The 23,867-nt window shown below is 58.9% G+C and carries 19 protein-coding genes; 17 read left to right on the top strand and 2 right to left on the bottom strand.

Going from position 1 to position 23,867, the window contains the following annotated elements; genetic code table 11:
- The 6 genes from ACS5Q1_RS35635 to ACS5Q1_RS35610 form a co-directional block, all read left to right on the top strand.
- Positions 1–1,266, top strand: a 1,266-nt coding sequence (locus tag ACS5Q1_RS35635; protein WP_473102669.1) for a cadherin domain-containing protein, incomplete at its 5' end; no start/stop codon positions are given.
- Between the two features lie 14 nt (positions 1,267–1,280).
- Positions 1,281–3,089 (top strand): TonB-dependent receptor domain-containing protein, encoded by a 1,809-nt coding sequence (locus tag ACS5Q1_RS35630; RefSeq protein ID WP_473102668.1) that lies wholly within the window; start codon positions 1,281–1,283, stop codon positions 3,087–3,089.
- An 8-nt stretch (positions 3,090–3,097) separates the two neighbouring features.
- On the top strand, positions 3,098–3,361 hold the full coding sequence (locus ACS5Q1_RS35625) for a hypothetical protein (RefSeq protein WP_473102667.1): 264 nt from the start codon (positions 3,098–3,100) through the stop codon (positions 3,359–3,361).
- 57 nt (positions 3,362–3,418) lie between these two features.
- On the top strand, positions 3,419–4,396 hold the full coding sequence (locus tag ACS5Q1_RS35620; protein ID WP_473102666.1) for a M10 family metallopeptidase C-terminal domain-containing protein: 978 nt from the start codon (positions 3,419–3,421) through the stop codon (positions 4,394–4,396).
- 358 nt (positions 4,397–4,754) lie between these two features.
- Positions 4,755–7,463, top strand: coding sequence for an Ig-like domain-containing protein (locus ACS5Q1_RS35615; protein WP_473102665.1), 2,709 nt, complete (start codon positions 4,755–4,757; stop codon positions 7,461–7,463).
- A 138-nt stretch (positions 7,464–7,601) separates the two neighbouring features.
- Complete coding sequence (locus tag ACS5Q1_RS35610; RefSeq protein WP_473102664.1) at positions 7,602–9,788, top strand: CHASE2 domain-containing protein; 2,187 nt, start codon at positions 7,602–7,604, stop codon at positions 9,786–9,788.
- A gap of 445 nt (positions 9,789–10,233) precedes the next feature.
- On the opposite strand, the gene ppk2 is transcribed toward ACS5Q1_RS35610, so the two are convergent.
- Positions 10,234–11,082, bottom strand: coding sequence for a polyphosphate kinase 2 (ppk2, locus tag ACS5Q1_RS35605; RefSeq protein ID WP_473102663.1), 849 nt, complete (start codon positions 11,080–11,082; stop codon positions 10,234–10,236).
- A 236-nt stretch (positions 11,083–11,318) separates the two neighbouring features.
- On the opposite strand from ppk2, the gene ACS5Q1_RS35600 reads away from it, so the two are divergent.
- The 10 genes from ACS5Q1_RS35600 (at position 11,319) to ACS5Q1_RS35555 (ending at position 21,642) form a co-directional block, all read left to right on the top strand.
- The gene (locus ACS5Q1_RS35600; protein WP_473102662.1) at positions 11,319–12,497 is read left to right on the top strand and encodes an AraC family transcriptional regulator; all 1,179 of its coding nucleotides are present in this window, start codon (positions 11,319–11,321) and stop codon (positions 12,495–12,497) included.
- A 250-nt stretch (positions 12,498–12,747) separates the two neighbouring features.
- A complete protein-coding gene (locus tag ACS5Q1_RS35595; RefSeq protein WP_473102661.1) occupies positions 12,748–13,179 on the top strand; it encodes a helix-turn-helix domain-containing protein in 432 nt (143 codons plus the stop codon).
- 249 nt (positions 13,180–13,428) lie between these two features.
- The gene (locus tag ACS5Q1_RS35590; protein ID WP_473102660.1) at positions 13,429–14,406 is read left to right on the top strand and encodes a phosphate acetyltransferase; all 978 of its coding nucleotides are present in this window, start codon (positions 13,429–13,431) and stop codon (positions 14,404–14,406) included.
- Between the two features lie 3 nt (positions 14,407–14,409).
- A complete protein-coding gene (locus tag ACS5Q1_RS35585) occupies positions 14,410–15,618 on the top strand; it encodes an acetate/propionate family kinase (RefSeq protein WP_473102659.1) in 1,209 nt (402 codons plus the stop codon).
- A gap of 17 nt (positions 15,619–15,635) precedes the next feature.
- Complete coding sequence (locus ACS5Q1_RS35580; RefSeq protein WP_473102658.1) at positions 15,636–16,148, top strand: hypothetical protein; 513 nt, start codon at positions 15,636–15,638, stop codon at positions 16,146–16,148.
- A gap of 23 nt (positions 16,149–16,171) precedes the next feature.
- The gene (locus ACS5Q1_RS35575; protein ID WP_473102657.1) at positions 16,172–18,589 is read left to right on the top strand and encodes a DUF3141 domain-containing protein; all 2,418 of its coding nucleotides are present in this window, start codon (positions 16,172–16,174) and stop codon (positions 18,587–18,589) included.
- Positions 18,586–19,392: an enoyl-ACP reductase FabI gene (gene fabI, locus ACS5Q1_RS35570; protein WP_473102656.1), complete on the top strand. Its 807-nt coding sequence runs from the start codon at positions 18,586–18,588 to the stop codon at positions 19,390–19,392. Before ACS5Q1_RS35575 ends, fabI begins: the two co-directional genes overlap by 4 nt.
- 88 nt (positions 19,393–19,480) lie before the next feature.
- Complete coding sequence (locus tag ACS5Q1_RS35565; protein ID WP_203442554.1) at positions 19,481–19,963, top strand: hypothetical protein; 483 nt, start codon at positions 19,481–19,483, stop codon at positions 19,961–19,963.
- Positions 19,956–21,191 carry an HlyD family secretion protein gene (locus ACS5Q1_RS35560; RefSeq protein WP_473102655.1) on the top strand — a complete coding sequence of 412 codons (1,236 nt, stop codon included), beginning with the start codon at positions 19,956–19,958 and terminating at the stop codon, positions 21,189–21,191. Before ACS5Q1_RS35565 ends, ACS5Q1_RS35560 begins: the two co-directional genes overlap by 8 nt.
- Positions 21,192–21,300: 109 nt before the next feature.
- Complete coding sequence (locus tag ACS5Q1_RS35555) at positions 21,301–21,642, top strand: phasin family protein (RefSeq protein ID WP_473102654.1); 342 nt, start codon at positions 21,301–21,303, stop codon at positions 21,640–21,642.
- A gap of 177 nt (positions 21,643–21,819) precedes the next feature.
- Here the strand turns inward: ACS5Q1_RS35555 and ACS5Q1_RS35550 are convergent, their stop codons facing one another.
- The gene (locus ACS5Q1_RS35550; protein WP_473102653.1) at positions 21,820–22,545 is read right to left on the bottom strand and encodes a response regulator; all 726 of its coding nucleotides are present in this window, start codon (positions 22,543–22,545) and stop codon (positions 21,820–21,822) included.
- A gap of 537 nt (positions 22,546–23,082) precedes the next feature.
- Here ACS5Q1_RS35550 and ACS5Q1_RS35545 point away from each other — a divergent pair.
- The gene (locus ACS5Q1_RS35545; RefSeq protein ID WP_473102652.1) at positions 23,083–23,721 is read left to right on the top strand and encodes a response regulator; all 639 of its coding nucleotides are present in this window, start codon (positions 23,083–23,085) and stop codon (positions 23,719–23,721) included.
- Positions 23,722–23,867: the final 146 nt, after the last annotated feature.

The following is a 23,867-nucleotide window of genomic DNA, read 5'->3' as shown; positions in this document are numbered from 1 at the left end:
CGGCCGCTGCAGCCGCAGCACCAGTTCGATCAGCTCTTCCTTCGTCAGGCGCTGCAAATCAGTGCGATCCATGGCCCCATGGATTCAGGAATTGCGCCTGATGACAAGGGCGTGGGTAATTACAACGTCGAGGCCGCGACGTTCTCGGATGTGACCCTTGATACGGTCCGCGATCTCGAACTCCCAGGAACTCCTCCGAAGAACATCGCTCTTTCTAAAGACTCGGCTTTTGAGAACGCCCAGATCGGCGATAGCATTGCCGCCCTTTCGGCGACCGATGTCGAGGGTAAGGAGCTGTTCTTCAGCCTCGTCAACGACGCTGGTGGCCTCTTCGAGACCGACGGCACGTCGTTGAAACTCAAGCGCAAGCTGGATTACGAGATCGAGCAGACCCATAAGATCAGGGTCAAGGTCAGCGATGCTGACGGCCATATCGTCTTCAAGGAGTTCTCCATTGCTGTCGGCAATGTCGATGAGGGGCCGGAGAATGTCTCGATCTCGAAATCCATCGTCTCCGAAACGGCCGAGGTTGGGACCCGCGTCGGTATGCTGTCGGCGGTCGATCCAGAAGGAGGTACGGTCAGCTACAGCCTCGCCGGCAATCCCGGAGGCTACTTCGCATTGACGGCCGATGGCAAGCTCACCGTGGCCAAGGCACTCGACTATGAGAAGAAGCAGAACCACACCATTACTGTCCAGGCCACGGACTCCACCGGAAAGTCGACGACGCAGTCAATCAGGGTCGACGTGGGCGATGTCACGGAATCGAAGGCCGGCACCACCCGCAACGACACGCTGACGGGCAAGATCGGCCGGGACAAGCTGACCGGCGGGGCAGGAAACGACAAGCTCTCGGGTGCCGGCGGTAACGATTATCTGTATGGCGGCAGCGGTAATGACAAGCTGATGGGCGGCGCAGGGGGCGATGACCTGTGGGGCGGTTCGGGTGTCGACACCTTCATCTTCAAGTCGATCAAGGAGACGACCATATCCGGTGCTGGACGCGACACGATCTTCGACTTCTCGATGAAGCAGAAGGATAAGATCGACCTCTCCGCCATCGACGCCAACACGGCTAAGGGTGGAAACCAAGCATTCTCCTTCATCGGATCGAAGGTGTTTGGCGGAAAGGCTGGAGAGCTGCGTTATGAGAAGGCAAAGAGTGACACGTACATTCACGGCGACGTGAATGGCGACAAGGTCGCGGATTTCACGATCCATCTCGATGACAGAGTCAGCCTCTCGAAAAGTTACTTCGTCCTTTAATCGCTGAAAGCCGGATGAAACTACACATCCGGCTTTCCTATCGCCCGCGTGTCTCCCGAAGGCTGCCCCTCGTGTTATCGTTCCGCTCCAGTCGTTTTGGACTATGCCTGACCCTGACCGCTCTCGCGACGCTGGTATCGTCCGCCAACGCGCAAGAGGCGACACCCAGCGCTCCAGCTGACGATACGACGATTGACCTCGACGCGATCACGGTCACGGCGACCAAAGCGGGGGAACGCGTATACGAATCTTTGTCGGCATCGAGCGTCATTGGCCGCGAACGAATCGAAACGCAGATCCAGCCGAGCAGCACAGCCGATGTCTTGCGCCTGATTCCGAGCGTCACGACCCAATCGGCTCCGGGAGATCCAGGCATCGGCATCAATGTTCGAGGCTTGCAGGATTTCGGCCGCGTGAATGTTCTCGTCGATGGGGCGAGGCAGAATTTCCAGCGCGAAGGACATTCGGCCAAAGGAACCTTCTATTTCGATCCGGAGATGATGAAGTCCGTCGATGTCACACGCGGGCCGGCTTCATCGATTTACGGGTCCGGGGCCATCGGCGGTGTCGTAAGCTTCACGACAATCGATGCAGGCGATGTTCTGCCGGATGGAGCCCATGTCGGCGGACGGGTCAAGGGGGCCTGGGAAACGAATGGAAATACCCCGCTTCTCCATGGAGAAGTCGCTGCGCGCCCGAGCGCGATGTTCGATCTTCTCGGGGCCGCGACTTGGCGCAATGCCGGCGATTACAGATCCGGTGATGGCTCCACGGTCGACTATACGGCGCAGGAACTCCTCTCTGGCCTATTCAAGACCCGTATCCGCCCGACATCCGATCAGGAACTGACGCTATCGGCTTTGCGGATCACGGATGACTTCGAAAACGGTCTTTCGACTCTCTACCGAACGCAGGCTGTGGCCGACACATTCACAACGGGATACCGGTGGACACCGGATTCTCCGATTTGGGACCTGAGCGCCAAGGTCTATTTCAGCGGCACGAACGTGAAACAGACCACGCTTGAGGGGATCACGGCAGGTGCCGTCAAGACCTTTGACATCGGCACCGTCGGGCTCGATCTCTTTAATACGTCCCGTTTCGATGCCGGAGCGTTCCGCCACGAGCTGACCTATGGCGGCGATCTCTTCCAGGACAACGTCGAGACGAAGGATCCCTTCGGTGTAAGCGACAAGCTGACCCCTTCGGGCGAGCGTTTCGTCTATGGCGCATTTATCCAGGATCGTGTGATGTTCTCCGAGTGGCTCGAGGCCATCGGTGCCCTGCGATATGACTCCTATCGCCTGACAGACGATGACATCGAAAATGAGGGTTCTCGGCTTTCTCCCAAGATCACAGTCGGGATCACGCCCTGGCAGCCGGTGACCTTCTATGCGAGCTACGCGGAGGGCTATCGCGCTCCGGCATTGACGGAAACCTTGATCGATGGATTTCATCCTCCACCGCTCAGCGCCGGACGTTTCTTTCCCAATCCTAATCTAAAGTCTGAGATTGCCCATAATTTCGAAGGGGGCGTCAATCTGCGTTTCGATAATCTTATCGTGGAGGAAGATCGTCTGCGCATGAAGCTCGGTATCTTCCACAATCGTGTGGACGATTACATCGAGCAGGTTTTCACGCGGTTTCCCATCCCAGGAGGCTATCAGTATCGGAACATTGCCGAAGCGGTTATCGACGGTTTCGAAGCCGAAGGGATCTACGATGCCGGTTCCTATTTTTTTTCGGAATCGCGGGCCATGTTCTCCGCGGTAGGAATAGCCGCACCAATGAAGATCTCGTCAAAGTGCCACCGAACCGCCTGACGACTACCTTGGGCTTTCGCAGATACGACGGCCGGGTCGAGTTCGGGACCCGCGTGTCGCTCGTTGGCGCCAAGGACAATGCGGAAGATTTTGGCTTCGTCGGCGATCCTTATGCCGTGGTCGATCTCTTTGCCAATTGGAGAGCCAACGAGCGAGTGACCGCGGGTCTCATCGTCGAGAACCTCTTCGACCGGCAACACACCGAATATTTGAATGGAAATCCGAGTCCTGGCTTCAGCGCCAAGGCATCGCTGTCGGTCAAGCTTTACTGAACACGAGAAGAGATGCGTCGCGCGTGGGATGAGCCACGCTGCTTTGAGGAGGTAGGCATGACAATCACTATCAAGTTGACCGCAAGCAGCTCTAACAAAGGCGTGAGCTTCAATAGCTATATGAAAAGCTATTTCAAAGATTTCTCATTTGAAGGCTGGCCGTATATTCTCGGCGGTTCGGGAGAGTTTAAAGGAACCCAGATTGTCCTTCTTGACAATATGAATGGCCGAAACACCAAGACCATCGTTCTCGATGGCCGTTCCATTTCCTATGATCTTGCGAAGCATGTCGTCAGTGGAACTGTCAATACGGTGCGCCTTGGTACCCTCGGGGACAGCTACAAGGCTTCGGGGGAGTTTGCCGAGGATTCAGCAGGGCGAATCATGAAAGTCTCGGCGCAGGTGCAAATCTCTGGATTGGCGATTGCCGGAACCGAATTCCACTCGCTGATCTCGGGGCTTATGGGAGGCGTCAGCTCGACTCGGAAGGCCAATCCGGCAGTTCTCAACGCGGCGATTGCCGATGAAACCCAGAACCTTATCGGATCGAGTGGCAGCGACAGCTATACTGGAACCCGTTTCAGTGATCGGATCACGGGCAACGGCGGCAACGATACACTGCTGGGTGGGAACGGCAATGATCGCATCAAGGGCAGCGCCGGCCATGACAAGTTGACAGGTGGAGCTGGGGCGGACGATCTCTGGTGCGGCGAAGGAGCCGATACTTTCACCTTCAAGTCAGTCGGGGACTCGACAGTCAAAACTAGCGGGCGTGACACGATTTTCGATTTCTCCATCCAACAGAAGGACAAGATCAATCTGTCGTCGATCGACGCGAACACCCTCACAGGTGGCAACCAAGCCTTCGAGTTCATCGGCACTCAAGCCTTCAGCGGAAAGGCCGGGGAACTGCAATACAGGAAGGCATCCAGTGATACCTATGTCTCCGGTGATGTGAACGGCGATAAGGTTGCAGATTTCATGATCCATTTCGACGATGCCATCGATTTCAGCCAGAGCTACTTCGTTCTATAGGTTTCTGCTATAAGCAGAGGGTTAGGACGGCCATTGTCTCTCAATTACCTTGTGCGGGTCGTTGATTGGCCCGCCTTTCCCTGTTGGCAACGCTGTAAACTGCGCGCGAATTCATCGCCTAGGTGCCTCTTGTAACATAGATGCGAGATATTCTTCTTGGAGCCGTATGAGCGTGTGACGGCAATTCCAGATCGCGGAAGTCCCGAGAACCGGGAAGAGACGACAACTCGGTGATCACTCAAACATGGCCGCATCTGTAGCAGAGTTTGGCAGTTATTTGTCTCAGTCTCTGAGATTTCATTCCGGTAGGAAAGGATTTGCGAAAGAGCTATGATCCCTTAAACACAAGGGTTCAGCTGTGTACCAGTCCCGGGACGGCGCCAGTGTTTTCGACATCTGGATCGACGCCGTCGAGGCGTCGGGGAGTCGCTCTGACCCTGAAGCATCCATTGTCTTTCCAGATAAGGACATTCTCTTCACCGCGGATTTCAAAAAGTCCGGGGCCGATCTTGTCCTGGTGAGGCAGGAAACATCGGCAGTGATCCTCGATTACTTCAGGGGCGACCGGCGCCTGAACATCACGACACCGGAAGGTGCGATTTTGACAGGAGAGACTGTCGAGGCACTGGCAAGCTCCGATTTGCAAGGACAATATGCCCAGCTCTCGAACACTGCCGCTGTGCGTGCTCCAATCGGTCGGGTCGAGAAAGTGTCTGGAACTGCGACAGTCCTGAGAAATGGTGTATCGATTGAGTTGCAGGTTGGGGACATGGTCACCAAAGGCGATGTCGTTCAAACAGGCGCTAGTTCCTCATTGTCGATCAAATTCAATGACGGAACGGTCTTCAGCCTGTCGGCCAGCGCCCGAATGGTATTGAATGATATGGTCTATGCTGCAGATTCGAGCTCGAATTCTGCGCTTTTCACTCTCGTTCAAGGCCTCATCGGATTTGTCGCAGGTCGGATTGCCAAGACGGGCGATCTCAAGGTCGACACTCCCGTCGCGACAATGGCGATCAGGGGAACGGCCGTACAAGCAGAGGTCGCCGCTTTCAGTGGAGCGACGCGATTTTCGCTCCTCACCGAACCTGATGGAACAGTCGGCTCGTTCCTGCTGCTGGACAAGGGTAACCCATCTCGCGTGATCGCATCGATGTCGGATGCGCGGACCTCGACGCTCCTGACACCCATAGCGGGTTCCGAGCCGCGCATCACGCAGATCACGAAGTCAGGCGACGACATCAGAGGCGAAAGCGATTTTGTCAGAGATCTCTTCCAAGTATTTTCCCCTGAACCTCGTCAGAGGAGGGGGAGCAGCGATTTCGAAGACGCACCGATCATTCCGGTAAACTTGCCTCAACCCGTCGATCTGCCCGATTCATCACAATTCGTCGTCGTTATCCCCGGCGGGCAAGGAAACGCGCTATCCCGCAATGCGCTTCCAGGCCTCACACCTGTGCTCGCGCCGGTCCGTGGCAGAGCTATCGAGGATGGACCGCTCACACAGCTCGATGCGTTGCCGGGTAATGTCACGCCGGGGGAGGCAACCACTCCACCTGTGATCGTACCAGCCACGCTGCCGCCTGGTGTACGATATCTCGAGAGTTCGCGAACTTTCTCGTTAAATCCCTCCCATCCGGCTTATCAGCATCTGGGAGAGGGTGAATCCGAGACTGTCACTATCAATTATGCTCTGCTGAGTGATGATGGCACCCGGATTCCGGCATCGATCTCCTGGACCATCACTGGTCGGAACGACGCCCCAGTTGCCGCGGGAGATCGCATTGGCGATGTGGACGAGAGCGGACGCAGAACCCTGACTGTTCGTGTCAATGACCGCGATGTGGATGGCGACTCTGTCAATATCATTCATTGGACAACGCCGCTCGAAGGTTCCATTATCCGCAACTCATCCGGAGAGCTCATTTTCGATCCTGGTAACGAATTCAAGGCTCTCAGCGCCGGAGAGACGGCAACGGTGACTTTCGCCTATACGATTTCCGACACCAAGGGCGCGACCGACACTGCGAATGTCACCTTGCAGGTCCGAGGGACGGGAACGTTCTCATCGCCTCATAAGTCCGCTTTGAGCACTGGAATTCTCGAGTTTAACGACCAGCCGGTCTCGCTCGCCATCAGCGCACCATCCGCAACGACAACTGCAGCTGCGAACCTCGATCTGATCATCGGCCTCGGCCCGGTTCTGCAGCCGCAGATGAACATCCTTTATCTGGTCGATATTTCGGGCAGCACGTCGGCAGCATTCGAGGGAGTGCCTGTCGGCGATCTGAATGGCGATGGTCGCACGAATACCATTCTCGACGCGGAAATTGCGAGCCTGATCGCATTGACCGAACGGATCAGGGGATTGGGCTTCTCTCCGGCTGATGTCACGGTCACTGTGATTCCCTTCAATGGCAGCGCCGACCCTGCCGAAGCGACGGACGGAGGTATCGTGAACGCGGCAACATTCAGTCTTGGAGCCGCGGGCGAAGAGACGATTGCGGCCCATCTGAGAGGACTTATTGCAGATGGAGAAACGAACTTCGCAGATGCCTTACGAGCAGCTAATGAAAGATTGCAGGGTATGGATCAGGGAGGCGAGAAGAACTTTCTGTACTTCCTGTCGGACGGCAACGGACGGGGCTTGATCGACGCTGAGTTGGCGACGCTGAACGACGTCCATGGGGCGAAGATAACCGCTCTCGGTGTCGGTGAGAATGCGAGCCTTTCCCAGCTGAATGACATCGACAATACGAGTGGGGCTTCCCTTCTGACCTCTCCCGACCAGATTGACGTTTCCATACTTGGGGCACCGCTTCCAAGCGGCATGGTTGCCGACCTCGATGTCTTTATAAATGGGATGGAAATCCCTGAGATCGGCCCGGAGGATCTCGTCTGGGCATCCAACGGGCTTTCCCTCGATGCATCTGTTGGTGGCCTGAGAAGGCTTGTGGGCGATGGGAACTCAGTGCTGGCGAGTGTCACCTTTGCGAGCGGGGAAGTGCTTACGACAGAGTTGACCATTGCAGGCGCTCTGCCCCGTTCCACAGACTTCATCCTATGAGGGAACCATGCCGTGGCTGCCAAGTATCTTCAACTCATTCTATGAGCGCCAAAGCCGACAACTGAAGCGGTTGCGGCTCTTATCAGTCAAGAGAAGCATTACCGCAGCACGGACAAGCGACTCTGCGGAGCGGCCACTGTGATTGCTCTTCTGAAGGGATTGCGCCGTTTCGGGATCGGACGGATCGTCGCTCTTCTGCTTCTCGTTACCCTTCTTGCATTGCGTGTCTGGGATCCGGGACCTATCGAAGCCCTTCGTCAAAAGTCCTTTGATATCTATCAGGTCATGTATCCTCGAGCTGAGCGCCAGGATCTTGTCAGTGTCGTGGATATAGACGAGCGGAGCCTTCTGGCTTTGGGACAATGGCCGTGGCCGCGTACGGTCATGGCAGATTTGGTCTCCCAGGTCGCCGAGCTTGGCGGGACGGTTATCGGCTTCGACGTGCTTTTCCCGGAGGCGGATCGCAGTTCCCCGGAGGTTGCTGCTACAACTTTCCGAGAATTGGACGATGTCACAAGAGAGAGCCTACAACGTCTCCCTAGCAACGATACCGTTTTCGCCGATGCCATTCGGGCTTCCAAAGTCGTACTCGGACAATCAGGTTATCGCGTCTCAGGGACGGCATCTGTTGCGCGGCCAGCTGCTCAGACGCCAGTCGCCACTCTTGGCCCGGATCCTCGCTCTTTCCTCGTCGATTTTCCGCGTCTACTGCGAAATCTTCCCGTTCTGGACGACGCAGCGCAGGGACATGGCCTCTTTTCGATTACTCCGGAAGGAGATGGCACGATCCGCCGAGTGCCCGTCGTTGCGGTGGCGAATGGAACCGTGGTTCCGTCGCTGTCTCTTGAGATGCTTCGTGTGGCCACCGGCGCAAGTGCCATTCTGATCAAGACGGACTTAAGCGGTGTGCGGAGTGTTGTCGTTCACGATTTCGAAATCCCAACGGACGGCAAGGGCCGGATCTGGCTTCATTTCTCGATGCCGGATCTGAGCAAATACATCTCAGCTATCGATCTTTTGCAGGGAAAAGTACCTACCGAGCGTATCGCGGGAAAGATGGTGTTGATCGGGACCTCTGCCGCCGGGCTTCTCGATCTCAAGGTCACCCCAATTCATCCGGCGCTCCCTGGGGTCGAGTTGCACGCGCAACTCCTCGAAAGTGCGCTCACGCGGTCGACCCTGAGCCGACCGAGCTACACAGCTGTCATTGAGATCGTGCTGGCGCTGCTGTTGAGCCTGATCGTCATCGCATTGGCGCCCAAGGTGAATGCAGGGCCTCTCTTCCTGCTTGGCGGCGTGATCGCCGCCCTTACCTTGGGCGTGTCCTGGTATTGCTTCTCATTCCTTCATCTTTTGATCGACTATAGCTTTCCGCTTACGTCGAGCTTCCTCGTCTATGGGATCCTGATTTGCACGAACTATTTGACTGTTTCCGCGGATCGTCACTGGATCAGGTCGGCATTCAGCCAGTATCTCTCCCCCGATCTGGTTGAGCAGTTGGCGCGCTCACCCGAGAAATTGACTCTTGGCGGGGAGCAGCGCGAGCTGACCGTCCTATTCTCGGATATTCGCGGCTTCACGGCCATTTCGGAAGCGTACAAAGACGATCCACAAGGCTTGACGGCCCTGATAAATCGCCTCTTCACTCCACTGACGAAGGACATTGTGAAGTGTCATGGAACGATCGACAAATATATGGGCGATGCGATCATGGCCTTCTGGAATGCTCCACTTACTGATCCTTCCCATGAAGTAAACGCCTGCGAAGCAGCTCTCACGATGCAGGACAGCCTTAAAGCTCTGAACGCACAGCGTCAGCGCGAGGCGGAGATCGGGCAAGCGGTGCCGCCTCTCCGGATCGGGGTTGGACTGAATACTGGCCTCTGTGTCGTCGGAAATTTTGGATCAGACTTGCATTTCAACTATTCTGTCCTCGGAGACACGGTTAATCTGGCATCCCGTCTGGAGGGGCTTACAAAGCAGTATGGTGTCCCCGTCATCATTGGAGAGAAAACTGCCCAAGCGGTCCGCTCCCAATTCGCAGTCCTGGAACTTGATCATCTGCAGGTCCGGGGCAAGCAGGAACCTGAGCGAATTTTTGCGTTACTAGGGCGAGCGGAAACGGCCGCTGATCCAGGCTTCAGAAATCTGTTAGAGCGGAATGAGGCTATGCTCTCGTCTTATCGATGCCGGGAATGGTCACAGGCCCTGGAGATGATTCTTCTCTGCCGTGAGTTAGGGAAGGATTTTGGGCTCGATGATTACTATGAATTCTATATTCAACGGATCAGGCACCAGATCGATTCCTCGGCGTCGTCCAAGTGACAAGAGCATAGTCCTGCCTATAGGCAGGACGAGGTGGCATGCTCTGCGATCCTGATAGGCAGATTTCCCTCGATTGCAGTCTGACATTCCTGATGCCCCACTTTCACACTCAGGCTCCTCATTCGGCGCTTGCCCTGAAGATCTATATTGTCTGAATGCCGCTGTCTCTCATAACTTCGCTTCGGATCAGATGATCTCGCCGGGCCAAGTCCGGAGCCTTGCGATCGGCATTGGCAGCATCAGTGGCGAGAGCCAATCCAGATGTCAGCTCAGCCTATATTCGAAGCCTCTGTGCCTAAACATCCAGTGTTAGTTAGGACCGGGCAGCCGAGCCAGCCGTAAACACGACCTGGTTGTGGGCAAGTGTGAAGGCAATAGAGATATGCTACATCGCCAGCATCGACAGACTTCCGAATGCTCCGAGGCTTCCGTGAAAGCGATGTGCTCAATACGATGCTGGTACGACGTTTGTTGCATGCAACCCTTCCTTGACACCCTTGGGCTTAGGATCGGCCTTGGGGACCTTCGGCAGTTCGACCTTGACCCGTTGGTACGGGATTTGGCTGAGCATATGGGCGATCAGATTGAGGCGCGCACGTCGCTTGTCGTCGGATGGCACGATGTACCAGGGATTAGCAGGTGTATCCGTGCTGCGCAGCATGTCCTGGTAGGCGAGAGTGTAATCCCACCAGCGCCGTACGGACTCGGTGTCCATCGGACTGAGCTTCCAGTGCTTCATCGGATCCTCGATCCGGTTGGCGAAACGCCGACGCTGCTCGTCCTGGCTGACATCGAGAAAGTACTTGAGAAGAATGACGCCATTCTCTACCACCTCCCTCTCGAATGACGGCACGAGGCGCATGAAGCGCTCGTACTCCCCATCGGTGCAGAACCCCATGACGCGCTCGACCCCGGCTCGGTTGTACCAGGAGCGATCGAACAGCACGATCTCTCCGGCAGCCGGGAAGTGTGCGATGTAGCGTTGGATGTAGAGTTGGCTTTTCTCGCGCTCAGTCGGCGCAGGCAGCGCGACATGGCGGAATACACGGGGGCTGACCCGCTGCGTGATCCGGCTGATCACGCCGCCCTTGCCGGCCGTGTCACGCCCCTCGAACACGACGACGATCCTGGCGCCAGTCGCCTTGACCCAGGTCTGCAGGCGCACGAGTTCGACCTGCAGCTTTCTCAATTCGCTCTCGAACTCTTTTCGTTTCATCCTCGCGTTCTTCATGGGCCGGGAGGTCTCCGTCGTCTCTTCGATTCTTTTCCTCTCCAGTACGTCTTGCCTGCCCATGCCACGCTTCCTCCAGGATCACCTCGGCAATGGATCAAAGTCTGCCTATATCTGAGCGTGCGGAAAATTTTCTTGTCCTCATTAGAAGCACGATCGTCTCCAGACAGTGTGGACGATCATCCCGTAAAATCTCCGGCCGGGCTTGATCTTTTGAGACATCGTGTTGACCCGATGGGACGAGGGTGAGCGATTTCCGTTGAACCCATCCGGGATGCCGATTAACCTATGTTGGCTTGATGCAGGTCAAAGTTGTTGTGTTCGATGACTTCTATCTCGCAGTTTCGCGCCCCTTTCTAGACTTCTGCGAGGCGGCCATGATGACCAAGAACATCGTGCTTCCGTCCACGAGTGCCAGCCCAGAGAGTTCTAAAGCGACATCGGCTGTCCTAGCCGGGCCGGAGCGAACGCTTCCGCCCGGCTATATCCACTTGGGCGTCGCCAAGGAGATCGTTCCGTCGCTGCGGGACTTCGGTATCGAGCCGGATCCGATCATCTGTGAGGCAGGACTCAATCCACTCGTTTTCGATGACGGGTCAAATGTCATTCCACATGCCGCTCTGGGGCGGCTGCTCACGTTGTGCGTGACCCGCACGAACTGCCCGCATTTTGGGTTCCTAGTCGGCAAGCGTGCCACGATCCTGTCACTCGGGATGGTAGGGCGGTTGATGCAGCATTCGGAAACGATGGGTGATGCCGTGCGCGCCCTCGTGTCGAACCTGAGCATCCAGAACAGGGGTGCCGTACCATCGCTCGCGATCAGCGGCGACACGGCCATATTCACGTACTCGGTCTACCAGCTGGAGATCGAGAGTGCCGAGCAGATCTCGGACGGGGCCATTGCTGTTGCAATCAACGCTCTGCGCACGCTTTGCGGACTGCAATGGAATCCGATTGAGGTGTTGTTGCCCCGGGCAGCGCCCGTCGATCAGGACCCGTACCAACGCCACTTCCGCGCGCCCGTCAGGTTCAATCAGGAGATCGCAGCCATTGTTTTTCCTGCTCGGGATCTGGATATACGAATTGCCGGAGCCGATCCGATGCTACGGGCCATGCTGGAGGAGCGGATCAATCAGTTGAAAACCGGCTCGGGTTCCGAGTTCTCGGACGATATTCGACGGTTGCTGCGCACGCGACTGACGAACCACCGCTGTTCGGCCGACGACATCGCTCATCTTCTGGCAATCCATCGCCGCACCCTGAACCGCCGCCTGAAGGTTGGAGGGATGGGATACAGGGCTATCACGAACGAGATCCGCTTTGAGATCGCCCGTCAGCTGCTGGAGGATACCGAGGTACCACTCGGCCAGATTGCGGCTGCCCTGGGTTATTCCGAGGCCAGTGCCTTCACCCGCGCTTTCCGGCGCTGGTCGGGGCAGACGCCGACCACCTGGCGGGCCGAAGGACGCCCTGTGTGAAGCAGGATCGCCCAAACTGTCAAGAGATTGCATCCGACCATCCGAGCCGATCTCACCTCGCCGACGCGATCGAAGGCTTAAGTCGAGGCCGGATTTACACCGGACAACGCTGAAGAATTTGGGGGCAAGACCCGCATTCGGTTCACAAGTGTCAAGAGAAAGTCCCAAGCGATCAAGCAAACGGCCTCAGCCTGCCTAGGGTAGACCCAGCGCGACAATGCAAGGTTCGCCAGACAGGAGGAGGGGAGCGATGGAGATACAATCCGTCGATCAGGCCAAGGACCTGCAATCCCGCGATGCAGTTGGCTCCCTCACCGAGGATCTGCGCCGAGTGTTGCGGACCGAGCTTCTCCGCGACAGCTGCTCTGCCGCCGGGATCGCACGCCTGTTCTCGATGCATCGCCGCACCTTGCATCGGCACCTGCGCCATGAGGGGCTCGCTTTCCGGCAGGTGGCCGATGAGGTCCGCTATGAGATTGCCTGCGAATTGCTAGCGCGGACGGATATGGCGCTGAGCCAAGTTGCGGCCGCGTTAAAATATTCGGAGCTGAGTGCCTTCACCCGTGCGTTCCGGCGCTGGTCCGGACAGACGCCGTCGGCGTGGCGTGCTAGCAATCGCCTTGTGCGTATGCCGAACCGACTTCGCAATCCGACTGTCTCGCGTCAGGCAAAGGATAGTTAAGGCTTGTGGCTGGGCCGTTCGGTATCGTGCCCGAGACCGACGAGGATCCCGCTCATTTCCCGCGCGGTGTCCTAAACTGTCAAACCGGTGGCTCAATGGGTCAAGCAGGATATTCGGGACGGGCCATACTCCCTCCAACGACAAGCCGGGCCATTGCGAACTTCGGTTCAAACTCGTTCCTGGACACTCAAGGGGCACACCCGGCATCTAAGCGCGACGGCCCGTCGCGAGCGCAGCGCGGAGGCTATCATGGCGGTTGCAGTTCCGACTCATGACGCAGCTCAGCAGGGCCAGCGGCACGACAAATATGACCGGCTCGTCGCGGTTGCTCAGTCCCTGCCGAGGCTGAAGGTCGCCGTGGCGCATCCCTGCGATGCCGCCTCGTTGAGCGCCGTGTTTGAAGCGGCCGGGCTCGGCCTGATCGAGCCGACCCTCGTCGGGCCGCAGGCCAAGATCAGAGCTGCCGCGGAGGCGCTCGGCAAGGATATCTCCGCGATGCGCATCGTCGACGCGCCGCACAGCCATGCGGCGGCGGAGGCGGCTGTCGAGCTTGTGCGGTCCGGCCAGGGGGAGGCGCTGATGAAGGGCAGTCTGCACACGGACGAGATCATGGGTGCTGTCGTTCGCCGCGAGGGCGGGCTGCGCACGGCCCGCCGGATCAGCCACTGCTTCGTCATGGACGTCCCGACCCACGACACGGCACTCATTATCACCGACGCCGCAGTGAACATCGCACCGACCCTGGAGGACAAGGTTCACATCGTCCAGAACGCCATCGATCTCGCAAAGGCGCTGCGGGTCGACCCGGTGCGCGTGGCGATCCTGTCGGCGATGGAGACCGTCAACCCGAAGGTCCCTTCGACCATCGAGGCTGCGGCCTTGTGCAAGATGGCTGACCGCGGGCAGATCACGGGCGGGATTCTCGACGGTCCGCTCGCGCTCGACAACGCCATCGATCTTGGCGCCGCGAAGATCAAGAAGATCGAGTCGCCGGTGGCTGGCCAGGCCAATGTGCTCGTGGTGCCGGACCTCGAGGCCGGCAACATGCTGGCGAAGAGCCTGACCTTCCTCGCCGATGCCGATGCCGCCGGCATCGTGCTCGGCGCCCGTGTTCCGGTCATCCTCACAAGCCGGGCGGACTCGACGATCACGCGGCTGGCCTCCTGCGCCGTGGCCTCGCTCGTGGCCGAGGCGCAGCGAACAAGGCTCGCCATCCCGGAGGTCTGAGCCATGACGCCCGTCCTCATAGTCCTCAACGCCGGGTCATCGAGCCTCAAGTTCCAGGTCTACGACATGTTCGACGGCATGGAGCCGCAGCTCGTCTGGAAAGGCCTCTATGAAGGTCTGGGAGGCTCCGCGCATTTCATCGTCAAGGGCGTCGATGGAAAACTCTTGGATGAGATGACCTGGAGTTCCGGCGAGCAGATCAGGCACGAGGAGGCACTGATGCACCTCGTCTCCTGGTTGAGCCAGTTTCGGGAGGAGCGCAAACCCGTGGCCATCGGGCACCGGGTGGTTCATGGTGGCGAGGCCTTTTCACACCCGGTGCTGGTCGACGACTCCGTCATTCAGAGGCTTGAGGCGCTGGTGCCGCTCGCTCCCTTGCATCAGCCCCACAACTTGGAGCCGATCCGGATCGTCCGCCAGCGCCTGCCGGGGATGCCGCAGGTGGCCTGCTTTGACACCGCGTTCCACCAGACGCAACCCGACATCGCAAGCCTGTTCGCCCTGCCGCGCGAGATGCGCGAACTCGGTGTGCGGCGCTACGGCTTCCACGGCTTGTCTTACGATTACATCGCGTCCGTGCTGAAGGACTACGACCCGCATCTAGCGAAGGGGCGGGTGATCGTCGCCCATCTCGGCAACGGTGCGAGCCTGTGCGCGCTCAAAGGTGGCGTCAGCGTCGCGACGACCATGGGCTTTTCCGCCCTCGACGGCCTGCCGATGGGAACCCGCTGCGGCGCCGTCGATGCCGGTGTCGTGTTCTTCATGCTGCGAGAGATGAGGCTCAGTCCGGATGAGGCCGAGAGTGTGCTCTACAAGAAGTCAGGGCTCCTCGGGGTGTCCGGCATCTCGAACGATATGCGGGTGCTGCGCTCCAAGGCGGCGAGCGATCCGAACGCCAGACGTGCCATCGACCTGTTCGTCTACCGCATCACCCGCGAGATCGGGTCGCTCGTGGCGGCGCTCGGCGGCATCGACGGACTCGTGTTCACGGCCGGGATCGGCGAGAACGACGTGGCGACCCGGGCGGAGGTGATTGCCGGTCTCACGTGGGCCGGTTTCAGCCTCGACGAGGCCGCCAACCGCGCCGGCGGCCCGCAGATCTCATTCGGCTCCGGGCCCACCGCCTGGGTCATTCCCACCAACGAGGAACTGGTGATCGCCCGGCAGACGCGGAGCGTGCTCGGCGCCGCGCGGGCAAGGCTCGCATCCTGAACAGGGAGATTGACGTTATGGAGACAGCGCAGACCAAATCTGAAGCAGGGCAGGCCGGGCATGAACTCGCCGACGAGACATTCATGTCGGCGGCCGATCTGCGGAACTACATGACTGAGATGCAGATGGCGAAAGCCACGAAGTCGCTCGACGGTATGGATCGGGCCGAGAAGGCCCGTCAGGACCTGATCAAGCGGATGTCCGAGCCGCTCGAGCTCACGCCCGAGCAGTTGAGGGATATTCTCGTGCCGCTGAAGGCGAAGCTGCGCGCGGCGGCGGAGCGCGGTCAGACCGAGTTGATGGTGATGCGCTTCCCCAATGCCATCTGCACGGACCACGGGCGGGCAATCAACAATGCGGACCCGACTTGGCCTGAAACCCTGACCGGACGTCCGCGCCAGGCTTACGAATTGTGGCGCGATCAGCTCCGGGCGGCCGGCTTCAAGCTGAACGCGATGATCATCGAATGGCCGGGCGGTATGCCGGGCGATGTCGGCTTCTTCCTCAAGTGGGGCGAAACCAAGCAGTAGCGCCAAACCACCGGACGGCAGCCATGCAACGGATCGAACAGACGAACACGGTCACTCAGGATGGGCTGCAGGCCCGCCTGGGCGAATTCACCAATGTGCAGGTGAGGATCGCGCAGGTCTACCAGGAGCGATGCTCGAACGCCTTCCAACGCTATGTTGCGGCGGTGAAGGCCGCGAGCGAGCCCTGGCAGGAAGGCGATGCCCGCCCGGCGACGCCCCTCGATTTCTGGCGCGATGCGAGTGCCTATTGGCTCGACTTTACCCAGAGATCGATCCTGTTCTGGGACACGCTGCGCCAGCGCGGCAACAACTGGCTTGAGCATGAGAAGGCCGGCAAGCCGCCGCTGCTGGACTTTGACTGGGAGATGATTGCGGATGCCCGCACCTTCGAGCATCCGGCAAACTACGCCCTTGTGCGCATCGTTCCGCCCGACGGCGTCGAGACTGACCCGGATCGCCGCCCCTTCGTGATCATCGATCCGCGGGCCGGTCATGGGCCGGGCATCGGTGGGTTCAAGCAGGACTCGCAGGTCGGTGTGGCGCTCAAGGCGGGGCATCCGGTCTATTTCGTGATCTTCTTCCCGGAACCGATGCCCGGCCAGACGCTTGCAGATGTGTCCCGCGCCGAGGCGGAGTTCCTCCGCATCGTCGGCGAGCGCCATCCAAAGACTCGCAAGCCGGTCGTGGTAGGCAATTGTCAGGGCGGCTGGGCCTCCATGCTGGTCGGCGCCATTGAACCGGACCTCGTCGGGCCCATCGTGATCAATGGGGCGCCGATGTCCTACTGGGCTGGCAACGATGGCGAGAACCCGATGCGCTATGCCGGCGGCATCCTCGGCGGCACCTGGCCCGCGCTTCTGGCGAGCGATCTTGGTGCAGGCAAGTTCGACGGTGCGTATCTGGTCGAGAACTTCGAATATCTCAACCCATCCAACACCTATTTCGACAAGTACTACACGCTGTTCTCGAAGATCGACACTGAGCCGGAGCGCTTCCTCGAATTCGAGCGCTGGTGGGGTGGCTTCTTCCTGATGGGACGAGATGAGATCAAGTGGATCGTCGAGAATTTGTTCGTCGGCAACAACCTCGCGGATGGCGATGCCGAATGGTCCGAAGGCCGCGCCTTCGATCTGCGGGCGATCAAATCGCCGATCATCCTGTTCGCGTCGCTGGGCGACAACATCACCCCGCCGCAACAGGCCTTCAACTGGGTGGCCGATCTCTATCCCACCACGGAGGCGCTCAAGGCAAATGGGCAGGTGATCGTCGGCCTGATGCACAAGAGCGTCGGCCATCTCGGCATCTTCGTGTCCGGCGCGGTCGCCAAGCGCGAACATAGCCAGATCGTCGACCTGATCGAGTACATCGAGCATCTGCCGCCGGGCCTCTACGGCATGCAGGTGGAGGAGCAGAAGGTCGACGGAAGCGTGCGTTACGACGTGATGCTGACGGAGCGGCGGGTCGAGGACTTGCAGGTTCTGCAGAAATATGGCCGCAAGGACGAGGCGCCGTTCAAGGCGGTTGAAGCCGCCTCCGAGACCCTCACCTCCACCTACGAGACCTTCGTTCATCCCGTTCTCGCCCCAATGGTTTCTCCGGCTGCCGCAAAGGTTGCGAGAACCTTCAATCCCCAGCGGGCGCAGCGCTGGGCGGTGTCCGATCTCAATCCCTTCCTGTGGCCGCTCAAGAGCATGGCTGAGATGGCCAGGGCGAACCGGACGCCACGCGACAATGACGGCCCGATGGCGGCAATGGAGCGCTGGACTGCAGCTGTCACTTCCGCCTCATGGGATTTCTATCGCGACCTGCGCGATGCGTCAGTGGAGAATTCCTTCTTCCGCATTTACAGCCCAGCCAGCATCGGCATGGCCGCGCAGGACAAGGAAGCCGGAGCGGAGGCACCCATCGACATAAGGAGCGCTCCCCTGGTCAAGGAGGCACTGTCGCATATCGAGGACGGCACTCGCACGGCGGGACTTGTCCGCGCGGCCCTCCTGCTGATGAAGGTCGGCACGGGACGGCGCCGACTCTCGGCCATGAAGCGGGCGCGTGAACTCGTCGGTAAGGATGTCGGCTTGCTGGACATGCCAACGGACGATGCACGGGAGATCATCCGCAGGCAATCCTACATCGTCGACCTGGAACCGGAGAAAGCGCTGGCCGCCCTTCCCAAGCTTCTGCGGACACCTGAGGACAGGCGCATCGCCCTCGATCTTCTCGGTCGTCTGGAAGGCAGGATCGAAGCCAATGCCCAGCAGGTTGCCCTGCTGGGCGAGATCCGGCGCCTCCTGTTCGACGACAGGGTGGAAGGCATGACGAAAGCCGAGCCCATTACTGTGACACTGCTCGAGGAAGATGCCGACGACCGCCCGGGAACGATGCCGCGGCAACGAGCCACCCGGCGTGCCAGCGACAACCGACGTACGAGGTCAAGCTCATGAACGATTATCCGACCGAATTGCCCAAAGTCGCCCTTCAATCGAAGATCCTGCACGGCAAGCGGGCCCTCGTCATCGGAATCGCGAACGAGCATTCGATCGCCTATGGCTGCGCGCGGGTCTTCCGCCAGCTCGGGGCCGACCTCGCAGTCACCTATCTCAACGAGAAGGCCAAGCCCTACGTCGAGCCCTTGGCGAAGGAGCTCGGCGCGTCGATCCTCGCACCTTGCGATGTGGGGCGCAGCGGCGAGCTCGAAGCCGTCTTCGGGGAGATCCGCGAGACCTGGGGCAGCCTCGACATCGCGCTCCATTCCATCGCCTTCGCGCCGAAGGAGGATCTGCAGGGCCGTCTCGTCGACTCATCCGGTGAGGGGTTCAAGGTGGCCATGGACATCTCCTGCCACTCGTTCATCCGCATGGCCCGCTTGGCCGAGCCGCTGATGAAGGAGGGCGGCACGCTGCTCGCAATGAGCTATCACGGCGCCAACAAGGTCGTCCCGAACTACAACCTCATGGGCCCGGTGAAGGCGGCGCTGGAGAGCGCCGTGCGCTATCTCGCCTATGAGCTTGGCGACAAGCATATCCGCGTACACGCCGTGTCTCCCGGGCCTCTGAAAACCCGGGCGGCGTCGGGACTGAAGGATTTCGACGTTCTCTTGTCCGAAGCCATCGAGCGCGCACCTATAGGCGAGCTGGTTGATATCGAGGATGTCGGCCTCACCGCAGCGTATCTGACCACACCTTTTGCGCGGCGGCTGACCGGGACGACGACCTATGTCGATGGCGGGCTCAGCATCATGGCCTGATGGATGCGCTCTGATGAATTGAAGAACAACGGAAAGAGTCGATGACGTCCAGCCTCTCACTCTTGAAACGATCCATAGGTATCGTCACATGACAGCATCGCTAAATCCTGCCGCGCCTCATCACTTGCCGATTTTCATCACCGCGCCCGGCGAGACCGATGTCCTGATGGTCGTCATGGCGGTGGTACTTTTGCTGGCGGTGCTGGCCGTCGGTCTTCTGTTCCTTCGCCTGCACACTCTGCCCGAGCGGATTGCGCATCGGTCCCACAAGCTGCAATTCGAGATCGTCGCCGTGCTGGGGCTTCTCGCCCTGTTCACGCATATTCATGCTTTCTGGGTGGCGGGCCTGCTGCTTGCCTTGATCGACATTCCCGACTTCGGCAATCCGCTTCGCAGGATCGCGGGTTCCGTCGAGAAGATGGCCGGCCTGAAGCCCGGTGAAGGTGCGGTCGAAACGCCGGAAGAATTGGGGAGTGCGCCGACGCCATCCGACGAGTCTGAGGAGAAGGTGGTCGACGTGCCGCAGACCGTGGCCCCGTCCAGGCTGCCGAAGGAGAAGATCCATGCTTGAGCTTCTCTTCTGCTCCCTGCTGACGATCCTGCCGGATTATCTCTATCGTCGCTACGTCCAGGGAAAGCGGATCGGCAAGGAAATCACGCTCTTCTCGATGTGGTTCGAACTGCGCTGGGGCCTCATCACCTGCCTGATGCTGACGATCGGGCTGATCACGGTGATTTTCTACAACCATCCCTCGACAAGCAGCGCGACCCTATTGTTCCGATCCGTTCCGATCGTGTCCGAGACCAACGGGCGCGTGGCCGAGGTCTATGTCGGCCTGACCGGCGAGGTGAAGCAGGGCGCGCCGATTTTCCGGCTCGATAGCTCGACGCAGGAGGCTGCGGCCGAGGCCGCCCGGCGCAAGATCGCTGAGGTCGAGGCGGCGCTGGTCGTAGCGCGCTCCGACGTTGCAGCCGCCGAGGGCCGGATCCAGGAGGCCCGAAGTGCCCACCAGCAGGCGATGGACGAACTGGCGACCAAACAGGAGATCTATCGCCGTAATCCCGGCGCCGTCGCCACCCGGGACATCGAGACACTCCAGGTCGCGGTGCAGGGTCGGCAGGGCAGCATCGATGCGGCCATTGCGGCCAAGCAAGCCGCCGAGGCGCAGATCTCCTCGCTCCTCCCGGCGCAGAAGGCCAGCGCCGAAGCCGCCTTGGCTCAGGCCGAGGCGGAGCTGGCGAAGTCGGTCATTCGGGCCGGAGTCAATGGTCGCGTGGAGCAGTTCACGTTGCGGGTCGGCGATATCGTCAATCCATTCATGCGGCCGGCTGGAGTCCTGATCCCGGAGGGAGCCGGTCGACAGGCCCTGATAGCAGGCTTCGGGCAGATCGAGGCCCAGGTGATGAAGACCGGGATGGTGGCCGAAGCGACCTGCATGTCGAAGCCCTGGACGGTGATCCCGATGGTAGTCACCGGCGTGCAGGACTACATCGCGGCCGGCCAATTTCGCGGCGGCGAGCAATTGATCGACCTTCAGCAGGTGTCCCGGCCGGGCACTATCCTGGTCTTCCTTGAGCCCCTCTACACGGGAGGGCTTGAAGGCGTCACGCCCGGCAGCAGTTGCATCGCCAATGCCTATACCAGCAACCATGACCTGATTGCCTCAGGCCAAGTCGGGGCCGTGCGCGGTTTTGCCCTGCATGCCGTGGATGCGGTCGGGCTTGTCCATGCGATGCTCCTGCGGATCCAGGCGCTCGTGCTACCCATCCGGACCCTCGTGTTCAGTGGTGGGCACTGACGCTGCGCTGATCTTTCCGGAGTGGTCTCCGGCGCAATGACATCAATTTGAAGTAAGTGAAGGGTAGTCTTCGGTTCCAAGGAAAACACACGCTTAAGGAGACTGATCGATGACCACAATGTCGAAGAAGTCCGCAGTTGCGGATACCGTGCGTGGCGTCAATGAGCTCGCTTTTTCCAGCGACAGCGGCCGCGCCTTGGCCAATGCCGCGGAAACATGGTTCGCGACCGCCACCGAATGCCATCGCGAGATGATCGGCTTCGTGTCCATGCGCCTTGAGAAGGACAGCGAGACTTTCCGAGAAATGCTGGCCTGCAAGAATCTGACGGACGTGACGACCATCCAGTCTCGGTGGATGGAGGACACGCTGCGCGATTACAATTCCGAGATGACCAAGATGATGACCATCTACACTAAATCCGCGAATGGCCGAGGCCGTACCGAAGGCTGATGATTATCTATCGCCAAGTGCCGGCTTGAGCCTGAGTAACGGCGGTAGAGCATCGGACCCAAAAGTGGGTCCGATGCTCTAGGAAGTGTAGTTGCCACAAGCAGGCATGGAGAGATGAATTGTTGCCCCGCTGAACGGAGACGACTGGCGGCCGTTTCCCGAGAGAGAAAAGGGGTATTACGAGTGATAGGGTCTGCCTCCGGTCATGTACAGCTGACCACGGCTGCTGGAGCCACTTCCTTTTGAACTGGACGAGCCAACCGGATAGCGGTTGAGATTCTGTGCCGCGATGACAACCTCGACGCGGTTTCGGGCGTTGAGCTTCTGCATCAGGACTGTCATGTAGTGCTTGACCGTCCTTTCAGTAATGCCCAGACCCGTCGCAATTTCCTTGTTGGTCTTTCCGTCGAGCAGAAGTCGAACGATCTGATCTTCACGAGCGCTCAGTTTGAGAGCCTCCATGGCGATCTTGCGCAGTGAAGCGTTCCGAAGGGCCGTGATGACGACGCTTCCAAAGTTGCGCGATACGTATATCTCGCCGGAAAACACGCTTCTCGCGGCGTGAAGAAGTTCGTCCAATGCGCAGGACTTGGAAACATATCCTTGCGCTCCCGCCTCAAGTGCGCTGACCGCGTGCTCTACGCTGGGCTCGGCGGTAAAGACAAGTACTCTAACGTTCGGGTGTTTGGTTTTGATTGCGGCAATTGCCGAAGGGCCACTCCCGGGAAGTGACGTATCCAAGATTATCAGTTCGGGTCGATGCTTTTCTACAATTGCGAGCGCCTCTCGAGAGGTTCTGCCCGTTGCCACGATCTTGAAGTCATTTTGTAATCCCAGGACATGTGTAAGTCCCTCGATGATGATTGGATGATCATCAATCAAGGCAAGCGAGATCAATTGCATAAAATTCTTCCCCCCACACATGCCTGGAACAGGTCCGGATAACCCCAGTGATCCCCGATATGCGCAGCTAAGGAACGTATCCAAGAGCAGGCAGGGCGTCCCTGTCACGGAGGAGCTATTTTATGCTTAGAAGGGATTAACTCAGTGGGGGTATTGAGCGGTGAGGCTTGGTCATGACCAATCTTGTCTGCAGCCGCACGTCTCTTCCACGCGGTATCCTTAAGAAATCGTTGTAATGCAACGACTTTAAAGCCGCGCGTCTGCGTATTGAATTGTCTGATTAAACAACTTCGCTTAGAAAGACGATGCCTTTCTGAACTAAGGTATTGGCTATTATCAGTATAATGTCGATTGCAAGGGGTCTGGTCTCCAATTAAGCTTACGAGCCGTAACTTCTGTTGGGGCTCGTAACTTCTGTTGGGGCTGAAGTGTCAAAATTAGCGCTGCTCGGGCGCGCGAGCATGATCTCTGCAATCGTGAGTCTGGTCCGCCAGTTCAGAATGATGGGTAGCGGCATGGTTGCTGAGAAGAGGAAAAATGGTTGAGAAAATCCGCGTTGCCGTGGTGGATGATCACTCGCTTTTGCGGGCTGGAGTGATCCGGGCACTTGCGCTTGACGATATGATCGAGGTTGTCGGGGAAGGGGCGTCCGCTGCAGATGCGATCGAGCTTGCAAAGAGTTATGAGCCCGATCTCATTCTGCTCGACATATCGATGCCTGGGGATGGGATTGAGGCAGCGCGGGTCATATGCGGCCTGCCAGCCCCACCTCAAGTCGTGATGCTGACGGTGTCGGAGGACGACGACGACGTGACCCGCGCCCTTGAAGCGGGCGCCGTGGGCTATCTCCTCAAGGGCATCAACTCGCCGGAGCTGATCGCTGCGGTGAAAAGCGTGAAAGCCGAAGGTTCCTTTATTTCTCCCAACCTCGCCCTTCGCTTGCTGTCGAGTAAAGCCCGGTCGGAAGCAGATGATCCATTGTCATCTCTTTCAGAAAGCGAGGAACGCACGTTGCGTCTGATGTCCTCTGGTTTCACCAATCGAGAAATTGGTGAGCGAATGAACGTGACTGAAAAGACCATCAAATTCCACGTCGGCAACATATTGAAGAAGCTCAACGTCAAGAACCGTCTCGAGGCAGCCCTGATCGCCAAGAGAGAATGGAGCGAACCATAATATTCAATGGGCCTCTACCGACCTAGTCGTCCGTGAAGAATATTCTATCGGCTTGAGTCACGCGCGTTGCGGCGATGGAGCATATCCGAGCAGCACCAGGACAAGGGCACATAAAATCGCTGCCAGCCATCGCAGCAGGAGCGAGA

It is taken from the genome of Microvirga sp. GN3 (assembly GCF_055792825.1).
The sequence above is the reverse complement of the archived record's forward strand: the minus strand, read 5'-3'. Positions and strand labels throughout refer to the sequence as shown.

Coding starts and splice junctions, on each gene's coding strand:
- ACS5Q1_RS35630 (WP_473102668.1), top strand. CDS start 1,281: ATGAAACTACACATCCGGCTTTCCTATCGCCCGCGTGTCTCCCGAAGG.
- ACS5Q1_RS35620 (WP_473102666.1), top strand. CDS start 3,419: ATGACAATCACTATCAAGTTGACCGCAAGCAGCTCTAACAAAGGCGTG.
- ppk2 (WP_473102663.1), bottom strand. CDS start 11,082: ATGGGCAGGCAAGACGTACTGGAGAGGAAAAGAATCGAAGAGACGACG.
- ACS5Q1_RS35600 (WP_473102662.1), top strand. CDS start 11,319: ATGCAGGTCAAAGTTGTTGTGTTCGATGACTTCTATCTCGCAGTTTCG.
- ACS5Q1_RS35595 (WP_473102661.1), top strand. CDS start 12,748: ATGGAGATACAATCCGTCGATCAGGCCAAGGACCTGCAATCCCGCGAT.
- ACS5Q1_RS35590 (WP_473102660.1), top strand. CDS start 13,429: ATGGCGGTTGCAGTTCCGACTCATGACGCAGCTCAGCAGGGCCAGCGG.
- ACS5Q1_RS35585 (WP_473102659.1), top strand. CDS start 14,410: ATGACGCCCGTCCTCATAGTCCTCAACGCCGGGTCATCGAGCCTCAAG.
- ACS5Q1_RS35580 (WP_473102658.1), top strand. CDS start 15,636: ATGGAGACAGCGCAGACCAAATCTGAAGCAGGGCAGGCCGGGCATGAA.
- ACS5Q1_RS35575 (WP_473102657.1), top strand. CDS start 16,172: ATGCAACGGATCGAACAGACGAACACGGTCACTCAGGATGGGCTGCAG.
- fabI (WP_473102656.1), top strand. CDS start 18,586: ATGAACGATTATCCGACCGAATTGCCCAAAGTCGCCCTTCAATCGAAG.
- ACS5Q1_RS35565 (WP_203442554.1), top strand. CDS start 19,481: ATGACAGCATCGCTAAATCCTGCCGCGCCTCATCACTTGCCGATTTTC.
- ACS5Q1_RS35560 (WP_473102655.1), top strand. CDS start 19,956: ATGCTTGAGCTTCTCTTCTGCTCCCTGCTGACGATCCTGCCGGATTAT.
- ACS5Q1_RS35555 (WP_473102654.1), top strand. CDS start 21,301: ATGACCACAATGTCGAAGAAGTCCGCAGTTGCGGATACCGTGCGTGGC.
- ACS5Q1_RS35550 (WP_473102653.1), bottom strand. CDS start 22,545: ATGCAATTGATCTCGCTTGCCTTGATTGATGATCATCCAATCATCATC.
- ACS5Q1_RS35545 (WP_473102652.1), top strand. CDS start 23,083: ATGGTTGAGAAAATCCGCGTTGCCGTGGTGGATGATCACTCGCTTTTG.